This is a genomic window from Terriglobales bacterium (assembly GCA_035651655.1).
GTDB lineage: Bacteria > Acidobacteriota > Terriglobia > Terriglobales > Acidobacteriaceae > DASRFG01.
Map to the genome: position 1 here is coordinate 11733 of DASRFG010000029.1, position 12650 is coordinate 24382.

Annotated in this window: 10 protein-coding genes; 6 read left to right on the forward strand and 4 right to left on the reverse strand. The window is 55.1% G+C overall.

Translation table 11 applies throughout. The features are described 5' to 3' along the window. Nucleotides 1–134: 134 nt before the first annotated feature. The gene (locus VFA76_14435) at nt 135–2456 is read left to right on the forward strand and encodes an SBBP repeat-containing protein (protein HZR33039.1); all 2322 of its coding nucleotides are present in this window, start codon (nt 135–137) and stop codon (nt 2454–2456) included. Nucleotides 2457–2486: 30 nt separating this feature from the next. After that, nucleotides 2487–2855, forward strand: coding sequence for a hypothetical protein (locus tag VFA76_14440; protein ID HZR33040.1), 369 nt, complete (start codon nt 2487–2489; stop codon nt 2853–2855). 22 nt (nt 2856–2877) lie between these two features. Here the strand turns inward: VFA76_14440 and VFA76_14445 are convergent, their stop codons facing one another. The 3 genes from VFA76_14445 to VFA76_14455 form a co-directional block, all read right to left on the reverse strand. Then, nucleotides 2878–4692 carry an APC family permease gene (locus VFA76_14445; protein HZR33041.1) on the reverse strand — a complete coding sequence of 605 codons (1815 nt, stop codon included), beginning with the start codon at nt 4690–4692 and terminating at the stop codon, nt 2878–2880. Between the two features lie 193 nt (nt 4693–4885). Beyond that, entirely contained in the window at nt 4886–5743 is an 858-nt protein-coding gene (locus tag VFA76_14450) for a hypothetical protein (GenBank protein ID HZR33042.1), read from the reverse strand. Between the two features lie 187 nt (nt 5744–5930). Further along, nucleotides 5931–6281 (reverse strand): helix-hairpin-helix domain-containing protein, encoded by a 351-nt coding sequence (locus VFA76_14455; GenBank protein HZR33043.1) that lies wholly within the window; start codon nt 6279–6281, stop codon nt 5931–5933. 87 nt (nt 6282–6368) lie between these two features. On the opposite strand from VFA76_14455, the gene VFA76_14460 reads away from it, so the two are divergent. Beyond that, nucleotides 6369–6806, forward strand: a complete 438-nt coding sequence (locus VFA76_14460) for a hypothetical protein (protein ID HZR33044.1) — start codon at nt 6369–6371, stop codon at nt 6804–6806. Between the two features lie 162 nt (nt 6807–6968). Then, the gene (locus tag VFA76_14465) at nt 6969–10052 is read left to right on the forward strand and encodes a hypothetical protein (protein ID HZR33045.1); all 3084 of its coding nucleotides are present in this window, start codon (nt 6969–6971) and stop codon (nt 10050–10052) included. Between the two features lie 62 nt (nt 10053–10114). Here VFA76_14465 and VFA76_14470 read toward each other — a convergent pair whose 3' ends face one another. Then, complete coding sequence (locus VFA76_14470; protein ID HZR33046.1) at nt 10115–10504, reverse strand: response regulator; 390 nt, start codon at nt 10502–10504, stop codon at nt 10115–10117. Between the two features lie 422 nt (nt 10505–10926). On the opposite strand from VFA76_14470, the gene VFA76_14475 reads away from it, so the two are divergent. Both VFA76_14475 and VFA76_14480 read left to right on the forward strand, forming a co-directional pair. Continuing rightward, nucleotides 10927–11592 carry a BON domain-containing protein gene (locus tag VFA76_14475; GenBank protein ID HZR33047.1) on the forward strand — a complete coding sequence of 222 codons (666 nt, stop codon included), beginning with the start codon at nt 10927–10929 and terminating at the stop codon, nt 11590–11592. 119 nt (nt 11593–11711) lie between these two features. Continuing rightward, nucleotides 11712–12584, forward strand: a complete 873-nt coding sequence (locus VFA76_14480) for an aldo/keto reductase (GenBank protein ID HZR33048.1) — start codon at nt 11712–11714, stop codon at nt 12582–12584. The last annotated feature ends 66 nt before the right edge of the window (nt 12585–12650 follow it).

Sequence of the window (12650 nt, forward strand, 5' to 3'; positions counted from 1 at the left end):
TATGTTGTTTCGTGTTGTCGCTGTGTGGTGCAACAAACACCGGCGGGTCCTCTAGGGCCCAGTTCTCACCGCGGACCAGTCTTCCGTTAACATTCGAACGCAATGAGGGACAGGCCGATTCCGCCGTCAAGTTTTTGGGACGAGCGCCTGGTTACACGGTATTTTTCACCTCTTCCTCTGCGCTGTTGGTAGTTCCTCTTCCGGACAAACAAGGTCTCGCGACGATCGGCTTTGTGCCGGTCGGTCCCGGCCGTATGTCGCGGCGGCGCGTTGTGGGTGAACATCAGCTACCTACGCGAAGCAATTATTTGCGCCGTAGGCACTCCGCCGCAGATATAAGAGGTATCCCAAGTTACGCTCGGGTTCACTACGAAAACGTTGCTCCTGGAGTTGTGTTTGAGTATTACTCACGCAATGGGCGACTAGAATATGACATTGCTGCTGCTCCGCGCTCACACCTGAGAGATATCGCTGTTAAGATCCTTGGCGCCAGCAACATCTCCGTTGATCACAATGGAGATCTCGTAGTGCAGACGCCGGCAGGCCAGTTCCTCCAACATAAGCCCTTGGCTTATCAACAAGTCGGCAGTACGCGCGTGCTAATTCCGGCTCGCTACAGACTCCTGAGCGGCAACAAAGTCGGGTTTAGTTTGGCGCCATACAATCATGATAAGCAACTGGTCATTGATCCCGTTCTAACCTATTCAACTTACATAGGCGGGAGCACGCAAACCTCGGATGGCGTCTCGTCTGCAGCCACGTCTCTCGGTAGCGGCATCGGAATTGATGCCTCTAACAACGTCTATGTATCCGGATTCACGACTGCTGTGGATTTCCCCATCACCCCAGGTGCGTACGATTCCACCATTAGTCAACCCTGCACGCGCAGTAATGGTTGTTATTCCGCAGATGAATTCATTGCCAAGTTCTCTCCTTCCGGGAAATTGCTGTATTCCACTTTTCTTGGTCCCGGGGTCGGTGACGGGAATTTCCAGCCTCATTCGGATCCTCCACTGGCAGTGGATGCTGTTGGCAACGCTTATATCGCTTCCACAGGTTTGCCTTGCGACGATTGTTTCCAGTCCGAAGTTTCCATCGAGAAGCTGGATCCAACGGGCTCCCGGCTGCTCTACAGTTATCAGTACAACCTCGAGGGAGACGCGAGTGCCAACGCAGTAGCGGTCGATAGCGCGGCTCACCTGTACGTGGCTGGCAATTGGAACCAGGATGCCGGGCCAGCCTCTCCCCCGGGAAGCCAGATAGGAAGCGCGACCAATTGCTACATATTAAAACTCGACACCACTAAATCTGGCAGCTCATCGGTAGATTACACAACGTTAATCGGAGTCGCAGGCAGCACAGGTACCGGCATCAGTGGCATTGCCATTGATAACAGCGGTCACGCCTACGTCGCCGGTCCCACCGATTCTCCAAATTTTCCCCATACCACTCAATACGGCACTGGAAGCAACTCCTTCGTAATGAAGCTCAACACGAGCGGGAGTTCGTATCTGTACTCCGTAATAGTGGGTGGAGCAATTACCAATGCCATTGCAGTGGATCAATCTGGCAATGCATATTTGACGGGACAGGGCCTGCGCTCAGGATTTCCGACGACCTCGAACGCGTCTCAGTCTTCTTTTGGTGGCGGAACATCAGACGCCTTTCTGTTAAAGCTGAGTTCAACCGGTGGCTTGGCCTATGCGACCTACATCGGTGGCGGTGGCGAGGAGTCTGGAACAGCTGTGGCTGTTAGGTATGGTTATCCCGCAATCTCCGGTTCGACGAATTCAACCAACTTCCCGGTAACCGCGAACGCATTCCAACGCACTAATGCCGGTACGTGGAATGCATTCATTGACTTTCGTCACAATGACAGCAACTTAACCAGGTTCTACTCCACTCTCTTGGGAGGTAACAAACAGGACTGGTCGACTGGCGTAGCCCTCGATACCGGACTTAACGCGTATGTTACCGGAAGCGCCACGTCAGACCGCTTCCCCGTCACCTCCAATGCATATCAGGCAACGTTACGGGGAGCCCAAGACGCATTTCTATCAAAGATCGTTATCGCGGGGGACTTGGCAATGAAACTTACGCAATCCTCCAGTTCGGTGGCGCAGGGCTCGAATCTCACCTACACTGCCCGAGTGTCCAATAATGGCCCGGATACCTCCTCTGGGCTCGTCCTCAAGGATGTTCTTCCGAGTAGGTCGACCTTCGTCTCTTACACGATCACCGCTGGAAGCTGTTCCCACCCAGCCGTCGGTAGCACCGGGACTGTGGCCTGCAGCCTGAATTCTTTGCCAAAGGGAGCGCTGTGGACGCTCACCCTAACCAGTACCGTTCATTCCGCGAAAGGAAGTTCTATAACCGATACCGCCCAGGTGAGCGCAAAAACTCAGGATTTGTCACCTGGAAACAACAAGGCGAGTGCTACCACGGCTGTGTTTTAGAAGTGTATTCGCGGAAAGACGGTGACTTCTATGCTGAGTGCCGCCGAGCAGGCGGCTTCTGGGGCAAGGGATTTCACTTCGTCGCTCGGCCTGGTCGTCAAAAGCGATGGCACCATACAAGACGCGATTCCAAATATGGCGGCCTACGAGAGCGGGCTCGGTCCGTATATGCGGATTGTAGGTGTTAACGGTCAGCAGTTCTCGGTTGATGAATTGCATAGAGCGGTCCGTACCTCCAGTTTGAATTCTGGATCGATCGTTATTCTGGTATCGAACACCGGATATCTGGAAAACCATCCGATCGACTATCACTCAGGCATTCGCTACCCTCATCTGGAACGGGTAAGAAGCGGAGCCTCCCGGGCCTTGGGGTGCACTCACGAACTTTATCCCGCTTAGAGTTGAGTGCGTGACCGAGATCTCACGAAGAGAGATACCAGGGGATGTCAATCACGATAATCCGGTGATTCCCCTTTAAATAGAGCACCAGTTTGAGTGCGGTCGCGCGTTGACCATGCAGTAGATAATAAAACCAGCGGCGTTCCACCAATTCCGGCACCAACACAGCAATCTGGCGATCGGGATTCTGTCGTTCTATGTCCAGTATGTGCTGAAAGATGGGAGTAATGACCTGGCGATACGGAGAGTAGAGAATCACAAGTTCTGGCGCTTCCAGACCGGCCGCCTTTGCAGGGGCCTCGATGTACTCATGCCAGAGTCTGGAAAATTCTGTGCCTTTTTCTCTACTCTCTTCAGAGGCAATGTGCAGTACGCAGATTTCGCGGGATATGGCATAACCAAAGCGAAGAGCTTTTTCGGCGACCCGGCTCCAGTGGTCCATCGGCAGAACGACAATAGGCGGAGATATTCCGCTGAGGTTTGCAGGTCCGTGGTGTGCCGTTTCCCGCATGATTTTGTCGTAATGTCGCCGGATGCCCGACATCAGCAGAATCAATGTAGGAATGAGGAGGACGGTGATCCATGCGCCACTGGTGAACTTGGCAACGAGAATGATACAGACGGTAATCCCCGTGGCTGTAGCCCCAATTCCGTTGATAAGCATGCTGGTTCGCGCACCTCGTCCTCCGGTCCTCTTCCAATGCATGACCATTCCAGCTTGTGAGAGGGTGAATGCGAGAAAGGCCCCGACTGCAAATAGCGGAATTAAACGGTCGGTAATGCCTCGGAAAATAATCAGCAGAAACCCGGCCAGCAACACCAGTGCGTAAATGCCGTAGGAGTAGACCAACCGCCGGCCGCGGAATGCAAACGGGTAGGGTAAGTATCCTTTTTCTGCGACGGCGCGGCAAAGACGTGGAAAATCCGCGAAAGCGGTGTTGGCCGACAACGAAAGAACCACAAGAATGGCGCCGATGGTTACAAAGTAGAACAGATTTCTTCCCGCTATCGCGGCCGTGAGCTGCGATAGTACGCTCTGATATCCCCGCGCCCCGGGCTCGGTTGCGCCAATGTGATACGCCCGAACCAGGTAGCCGATACCGGCGAGAAGCAGTACCAGGATGCCGACGATTGCGCCTAGCGTAATGCGTGCGCATTTCACACGTGGTTCGCGAAACGCGGTGACGCCGTTACTGACCGCTTCCACTCCCGTCAATGCCGTACAACCACTGGCAAAGGCTTTGAGCAGCAACCATGCACTCACTGCGGCAGAGGGGGGCGGCAGCGTGGGAGGCGGGACCACCGGAACGGGGTGGCCTCCAGTCGCCCAGACTTTAAAAACTCCGATTGCGATCACGGTACCCAAGCAGCCCACAAACAAGTAGGTGGGAGCCATAAAGGCCAGACCGGCTTCGCGTACTCCGCGCAAATTGATCAGAGTGAGAATCAGCAAGATTCCGAGGCACAAGCCCAAGGTGTGCGGTTGCAGAGCTGGAACGGCGGAGATTAAAGCCCCAACACCGGCCGAGATGCCGACGGCAACATCCAGAATGTAATCAATCATCAGTGCCGCAGCAGCGAGCAGCCCGGGAAATTCACCCAAGTTTTCACTTGCGACCGTATAGGATCCGCCTCCCGTGGGATACGCGCTAATGGTTTGCAGGTAAGAGAAAAACACAATGCAGAGCAGCACGATGATTAACGCGCTGATGGGAACGATGTAGCCCAGGCCCACGATCCCGAGAGGGATCAGAACGGTAAGCGCAGCTTCCGGTCCATATGCAGCGGAACTCAGAGCGTCAAGGCCGAAGATGGGGATTCCAGCAGCGGGTCCCACTCTTTCTCTGCTGTCTTCCTCGGAGGAGAGTGGGCGCCCGAAAAGAACATCCAGAACTGATTTTCTGTTGGCGGGACGGGGGGCCTCTTTAACGACGGTTTTGCCGGGCTGCAGGCTCACGGTTCCTGACGGGCTGAAGCAATTCGAGGCTTGGAGCGAGCCCCATTTCCGATCCTGAAAATGTTGGTGGCGGTTATTGGTGGTTGGGCTGCCCTTGTCTTTCAGCAAAGCGTGGCTGCGGCAGGTATTCCACGGTTGGGTAGTGCCGCACAGGTTGCGGATAAAGCGCCATCAGGTCGAAAATTTGTGACGGCATGTCGGAGCTTACGCTGAGTCCCAGCTCTCGCGCATGATCGTGCGTAATCGGATAGTCATGCGTCCACCTGCCTTCTGATAGCAGTACTGAAAGCTTACTGGCGATGGGATCCGGGTACTTGCCCCCGAGCAATTCTCGAACCGTGTCCTGTAACTGGCTGATTGCTTTCTTGGCCTGGTCGGCAAGGATCAGGGTCTCGTCATCAACCTTCTCCACGGGTTTCTCCTCAACCGTTTTCAGAATCGAGGCCCCAGGATACTGTCCAAGTTGTGGGTCAACCGGCCCAAGCACCGCGTGCTCGCTCATGACGATTTGATCGGATGCGAGGGCAATTAGCGTTCCGCCGGACATGGCGTAAAACGGCACGAATACAGTAACTTTTCCTTTCCGCCGGTTTATCGCCCGGGCAATTTGAGTGGCCGCCAAGACCAGTCCGCCAGGAGTGTGCAGGATAAGGTCCACCGGAACATTCGGCGCAGTCATGTGGATGGCCCGAATGACGGCCTCCGAGTCGTTTACATCTATGTAGCGCAGAACTGGAAATCCGAGAAAGCTCATTGTCTCTTGCCGATGCACCAGCAGAATGACCCTCGAGCCGCGCTCACGCTCGAGGCGCGCAATCAGATTCTGCCGGGACGCCTCCAGCATCCATTGCTTGAACAGGGGCTGCAATGAGCTGAGCATCAGGAACAGCCAGAACACATCCAATACGCCGACCGCTGCGCTCACCGCCATCGTGGCTCCTTGGCACCTGCGCTTCGACTTCTATTGTCCGAAACCTACTCGCGAAACTTGTAAGAACCGCAGAGGTGAGATGCGCTGGTTTGTTTTCTGGGACATACATCGAAAGTAGTAAGGATGGTGACTTTGGGATTTCATTCCGAGCGAAGCGAGGAATCCCTCCAGTCTCTCCGAGGCTGTATTAGTGTCTCGGACCGGCTCGCTGCCGCAACTTATCAGGGCTGCGCGTATTGCGGAGCTTGCGGGTGTATCCCGCGGGTTTCTTTTCGACCTTTTCCAAATGGCTGGTGTCAGCATGTCTCGGCGGCGCACAGGGGCCTTCACCTTTTGGACAGATCAGAGTGGCACGACTCTTAATTTCCGGCAGACGTTCAGTCGGAAATCCCTTGATTTCTTTCATCTCATCCCAACTTGTGAACAAACCGTGCCTTTGACGATGATTCACAATCTTGTAAGCCATGTTCTTGGCAATTCCAGGAAGCTGGGTGAGTAAGCCGACCGTCGCAGAATTTATGTCAATGGTGGTTGGCATAGAGGCTCCGATGCTGTTTTGTTTGGATGCGAGCGTCCCGGCAGGGGTGTGTGGCATCGATATTTCCACGAGAGAAGAGGCTTCGCCATGGCAGCAGAAATGAAATCCGGCAGTGTGCTGATCAAAGACCGGATCCCCGTCCCGGAATCTGTACAGGCGGAACCTTACATACCCGGCTGGAATCTGGTGAGGGATGCAGACGTGGCACAGACCCAGGACAATCTGGAGCGTGCTGGCTGGCATTTCTTTTACGCGGAACCGGAGATCGTTGGTGAAGCATTCACCCGAGATTTCAAAGCGGCCCTGCGCAGGGCTGCTCAGCACTTGGCCGGCAAAGTAGATGAGCAAAAGCTGAACGCAATCGAAGTCACGTCAATCATCGCCACCAAGGTGTTCGGATTCTACGACGTGGCCGTACAGGGCCGGCCCCGGCATATCCAACAGAATGCGGTTCCGATCCAGCCTGGATTGAAAGAGAGTTCCAGCGCGCAGGAGACCCGCGCCAGCGGAGATAGGGTCGCCTAAGGCCATCGGCGCAGGTACATGCGGCGCCAAGCAGAGGCGCAATCCGTCAAATGACGACATCGAGCGTCTCCCTGCGACCACATAGATGCAGCTGTCAACCTCTACTTAGAAGCTCCCATCGCTTGTATGACGTGCGACCCTGCGCGTCCAACGAGGACAGATATGCGCAAGTTTTGGCTCCGCTCTCTGCCAGCGGCCGCTGGCTTGGTGTTCTTAACCGCACTCACACTGCAGGCTCAGTACTTCGGCCAAAACAAAGTTCGCTACAAGACTTTAGATTTTAAAGTTCTGCATACCGAACACTTCGACATCTACTACTACCCTGAAGAGCAAGGTGCGGCCGTCCAGGTGGGGCGCATGGCGGAGCGCTGGCGCAAACGCCTGGGGACGATCATGCAGTGGGAATTGTCGTCCAGGCAGCCGGTGGTCTTGTACGCGAGTTCTCCGGATTTCCGCAGCACAACCGTCATTCCCGGTGACCTTGGCCCCGGAATCGGAGGGGTCACGGAGCCTTTGCGGCGTCGGGTGGTCCTGCCTCTTTCCGGACCAATTGCTGAAACTGACCACGTACTCGGTCACGAACTCGTCCATGCTTTTCAGTACGACATCAGTTCTAGAGGCAGCCGACGGGGCGGAGCCGGACTCGGGATGACGAACATGGAACGCCTTCCACTGTGGTTCATCGAAGGTATGGCCGAGTACCTGTCTCTCGGACCTGACGATCCCAATACTTCCATGTGGATGCGCGATGCGGTGCGCAAGGAAAAACTTCCCACTATTAAGGACCTCGACAAGCCCAAGTACTTCCCATACCGCTGGGGACAAGCTCTCTGGGCATATATCGGCGGGCGCTGGGGAGATGAAACTATCGGCAGAATCATGAAGGCCGGTGCGGCTACGGGGAATTACGAGACCGCGATTCAGGGTGTTGTGCGCGTTTCAACCAAGGACCTTTCCCCCCAGTGGCAAAACGCACTCCGCAGCCGCTACGAGTCGGTGTTGTCGGTGACCGTGCCTGCCACGCAGCAGGCTCGCATGCTGGTTTCACAACCACACGAGGAAAACGGGCTGAATGTGAGTCCCGCCCTTAGTCCCGACGGCAAATACCTCATGTTTCTCTCGCAACGGGAGTTGATCTCCATTGACGTATTCATGGCTGACGCCGTGACCGGAAAAGTAATTCGCAAAATTACGAAGACTGCTCTCGACGCCCACATGGACGTCCTCGACTTCGTCAATTCTGTCGGCGCATGGAGCCGCGACAGTCAGCAGTTTGCCTTTAGCGCCATCAGCAATGGCAGGCCTGAATTAGACATTTACGACGTCTCAAAGAACCACGTAACTCGCCGCTTGTCCCTTCCCAAACTGGATGAGGTGCTTGCTTTAACCTGGTCGCCCCGCGGGCAGAACATCGCCATCTCCGCGATGGCTGGGGGCGTGACTGATCTATACATTCTCAGTCTCGGAACCGGGCGCCTGCGGCAGATAACAAATGACGTGTTTTGCGACCTGCAGCCCGATTGGTCGCCTGATGGGAGCCGGATTGCATTCGTCACCGATCGGTATAAAAGTGATGAGTCAAACCTCGCTTTCGGCCAATACCGTCTGGCCCTGCTTGATCCCGGAAGTGGCAGTATCGAACCGGTTGCCGGATTTGATCAGGGCAAGCACATCAATCCGCAGTGGTCAGGTGACAGCAAGAGTCTCTATTTTGTCTCCGACCGCGAAGGCATAGACACCCTGTACAGAGTTTCTTTGCAGAGCGGAAATATCAGCCAGATTACTAATCTTCAAACCGGCGTCACCGGGATCACCGCCCTCAGCCCGGCAATCTCCTATGCAGAAAGCGCCGGGCGCTTGGTGTTCAGTGCTTACGAGAATGGGAATTATGACATCTTCCGCATTGATTCAAAAACGGAACTGGTAGGCAAGCCACCCTCGGAAGATGTCGCCGATCTGCGTCCCGGCTTACTCCCGCCGCGGACCGCTCCTGAAGGATTAGTCGTTTCGCTATTGCGGGATCCGGCCAACGGATTGGTACCCGCAACCGGGTTCAAGTCCACAAAATATCAAGCCAAGCTGGGTCTTGAAGACATTGCGCCGCCGACGGTAGTCGCGGGTATGAGCAACTACGGCAGCTTCATCGGTGGCGGTGCCGGGCTTTACTTCGCCGACATGCTGGAGTTTCACCAGCTCATGATTGCCGCCCAGACCGACACCACTACACAACTGTCGGGAAGTTTTTTGAACAACCTGGCCGCTATTGTGGGGTATGAGAACCAGAGAACACGCTGGAATTGGGGATTTTCTGGCGGCCAAGTCCCGTATCTCAGTGGAGGCTTTGGGCAGGCTCTTACGAACGTTAGGGGTCAGCCCGCGCTGGTGAATCAGGAAATAGACTTTTGGCAAATCCAGCGCCAGTTTATCGGAAATGTGCAATATCCTTTCAATCGGGCCCAGCGGATCGAGTTCTCGGGTGGTTATGAGCGCATAGATTTTGACGCGCAGTCCCGGATTCAAGCCTTCTCCCTGCTGGATGGTTCTTTACTACTCGATCGAGGACAGCATATTCCAACGCCAAAATCACTAAACATGGGAACAGGAAACGCCGCCCTCGTCTATGACACCTCTGTTTTTGGCGGGACCAGCCCCATCATGGGCCAGAGGTATCGGCTTGAAGTCGGCGGCTTGGGAGGCAGCCTCAATTTCGCCACCCTTCTGGCTGACTATCGCAAGTATTATCGGGTCGCGAAACCTCTAATACTTGCGGGACGCTTTATGCATTATGGCCGCTATGGCGGCGATGCTAATGATCCCAATCTGCAGGACCTGTTTCTTGGCTACCCGGAGTTGATTCGCGGTTACGAGCCCGGCTCTTTCAGCGCCAATGAATGCGGGCCGGGTGCAACGGTAAATGACCCCTGTCCGGTTTTTGACAAACTAATCGGGAGCCGCATTGCGGTGGTCAATGCGGAATTGCGAACGCCGCTGTTGGGTCTGTTTGGAATAATTCCCAGCCGAAGTTTTCCCCCGATTGAAAACGCAATCTTCTACGACGCGGGTGTCGCCTGGAACAGTGGCCAGAAAGCGTACTTCCTGGGTGGACCGCGGGAACCCGCCCGAAGCTATGGAGACTCAATAAGGCTGAATGTTTTCGGCTATGCGATCGCGCAAGTAAGTTATGTGCACGCGCTGGATCGGCCGAGACATTGGATGTGGGAGTTCAGCCTGATTCCGGGATTTTAGGCCAAGTCACCAATCGCGGGACGGTCAGAAGTAAGCGGTGCGCTTAGCTGTGTCGGAGGAACTTAACCGACTTTTCGCTGGTCCTTCTCGCCACTGATCTGTTCCACTTTTGATAACAACACGGCTGGCGACTCACCCTTGGCGACAAACGCATCCACCAGTTGAAGCAACCTCTCGGGTAACTGTCCGGGAAAACCTGACAGCAGGATTATGGGCAGATGTGGGTGTCGGCTTTTTAAAACAAGGGCCACTTCTTCGCCGTCCATACCCGGCATTTGATAATCGAGGACAACAAGGTCGAAAGCGTGCTTTTCCGCTAAGGCAATTCCGGTTGGGCCGTCACTCGCTGTGAAAGTCTTGTAGCCTTTAGCCTCCAGCAGCGCTTTCCGAACAGCCAAACCGTCTGCATTGTCGTCTACACAGAGGACTATTATGGCCATAAAAACCTTCATTCTTGTATGAAAGCAACAGCATTACGCGTGCGTAGTCCATAAACAGGGCAAAGTCTTTCACGCTCAATGACCTGTGGTCAATGCCCGAAATTGGGGCATTCCGTTTTTTGGAAATTCGCCAGAGATCCAAGCGCGATATTCACGCGACACCTAGTCGTGACAATAGAACACAACCCGCCGGCCATATGAATCGGCAACTGCATGCGGCAAAGGTCGTACGGAGATTTATCACCCACGACCGACGTCTGACTAACCCCTCTCTATGAAAGAGCGCTCCGGCTGCCGAGGAATTGTTCGAGTGATGCCTCGTAGTTAGCATAAACACTAGCGACGCATTCTGTGTCCGCTACGGCCACTGTGATATGAGTGGCCGGCTAGGAAACAAGCCCAATTCAGTGCACCCAAGGAAGTGAGGAATCGCCATGGCAGTAGCAGTAGAGACTCGAACGGATGAGCAAATCCAACAGGATGTGCTCGCGGAATTGAAGTGGGACGCGCGCGTCCAGCCCAACGAAATTGGAGTTGCCGTCAAAGATGGCGTGGTCACGCTTACCGGCTGGGTTGACTCCTATCTTAAAAAGTGGGCAGCGGAAGAGGCCGCTCATCGCGTTGCTGGAGTAAAAGCTGTGGCTAACGACATTGAAGTCAGGCTGACCAGCGAGCGCACCGACGCGGACATCGCTGCCGCCGTTGCACGGGCGTTGGAGTGGGATGCATTCATACAGACCGATAAGGTCAAAGTCACGGTCTCGAAAGGTTGGGTGACGCTCGAAGGTGAAGTCGAGTGGCAATACCAGAAACAGGACGCCGAGCGGGTGGTCCGCCGCATCTCTGGCGTAAGAGGAGTCACGAACCTGGTCACGGTGAAGCCCCATGTGACGCCTTCTGAACTGAAGAAAAAAATCGAAGACGCACTGGTGCGCAACGCGCAAATAGATGCAGAGAGGATCTCGGTTGAAGTGCAGGGCAGCAAGGTCATCCTGAGGGGGACCGTCCGCTCCTGGACGGAGAGAGAAGAGGCGGAGCGCGCGGCGTGGTCGGCGCCAGGTGTCACCCAAGTAGATAACCGAATCACGATTGAAGTTTGAGGGCGGAGGAAAGACGGGTCCACCAGGCTGCTGCTATTTCAGATATCCGCATCTCGCAAATCTTTGGGTTGCAGCGCGAGCATCGCGGACATACATTCTGGCGTCAAACCGGTATAGACATGACACATCATAGCTCCGCAACCATTGAAAGAACTTCCGTACGCACCACCGAACTTCCGTCCGGCGAGGCCGTTCCGGTTCTTGGTCAGGGAACCTGGCATTTAGGCGAGAGTCCGAGACACCGCAATGATGAGATTGCGGCGCTGCGCCTGGGACTGGAGTTAGGAATTTCATTGATTGATACGGCAGAGATGTACGCCGACGGTGCAGCCGAGGAGTTGGTGGGTGAAGCCATCCGCGGTCGCCGGGACAGCGTATTCCTGGTGAGCAAGGTGCTCCCGCAAAACGCCACCAGACGTGGAACCGTCTCCGCCTGCGAAGGCAGCTTGCGACGACTGGGAACGGACCGGCTTGATATGTATCTGCTGCACTGGCGTGAAGAGACACCATTACAAGAGACGATTGAGGGGTTCGAGGAGTTGAAAGACGCCGGCAAGATCAGACACTGGGGTGTGAGCAACTTCGACGCACCCGATATGCAGGAACTAACGGCTCTCCCTGGTGGAAACGCGGTCCAGACGGATCAGGTTCTCTACAACCTTACGCGCCGTGGAATCGAATACGATCTGCTTCCCTGGTGTAAGGAACACCGCATTCCCATCATGGCGTACTCGCCAATCGAGCAAGGGCGGCTAGTTGGAAATGCCGTACTCCGGAAAATTGCAGCCACGCATAACGCGACACCCGCTCAAGTAGCGCTGGCCTGGGTGCTGCGGCAGGAGAGAGTCATCGCCATACCGAAGGCGGGTACGCGAGCACATGTGCGGGAAAATCGGGCTGCTCTCGATTTACAGCTTTCACAACAAGATCTCGCTGCTCTGGACAAGGCATTCCCGCCACCCACTCGCAAGCAGCCACTTGAGATGATCTAGTCTCCTCCAAAAAACGAACTCCCTTAGATCAAAGTCGTATGAGGAACTACTGCAGTGGTCTAGATG

Coding starts and splice junctions, on each gene's coding strand:
- VFA76_14440 (HZR33040.1), top strand. CDS start 2,487: ATGCTGAGTGCCGCCGAGCAGGCGGCTTCTGGGGCAAGGGATTTCACT.
- VFA76_14450 (HZR33042.1), bottom strand. CDS start 5,743: ATGGCGGTGAGCGCAGCGGTCGGCGTATTGGATGTGTTCTGGCTGTTC.
- VFA76_14455 (HZR33043.1), bottom strand. CDS start 6,281: ATGCCAACCACCATTGACATAAATTCTGCGACGGTCGGCTTACTCACC.
- VFA76_14460 (HZR33044.1), top strand. CDS start 6,369: ATGGCAGCAGAAATGAAATCCGGCAGTGTGCTGATCAAAGACCGGATC.
- VFA76_14465 (HZR33045.1), top strand. CDS start 6,969: ATGCGCAAGTTTTGGCTCCGCTCTCTGCCAGCGGCCGCTGGCTTGGTG.
- VFA76_14470 (HZR33046.1), bottom strand. CDS start 10,504: ATGAAGGTTTTTATGGCCATAATAGTCCTCTGTGTAGACGACAATGCA.
- VFA76_14475 (HZR33047.1), top strand. CDS start 10,927: ATGGCAGTAGCAGTAGAGACTCGAACGGATGAGCAAATCCAACAGGAT.
- VFA76_14480 (HZR33048.1), top strand. CDS start 11,712: ATGACACATCATAGCTCCGCAACCATTGAAAGAACTTCCGTACGCACC.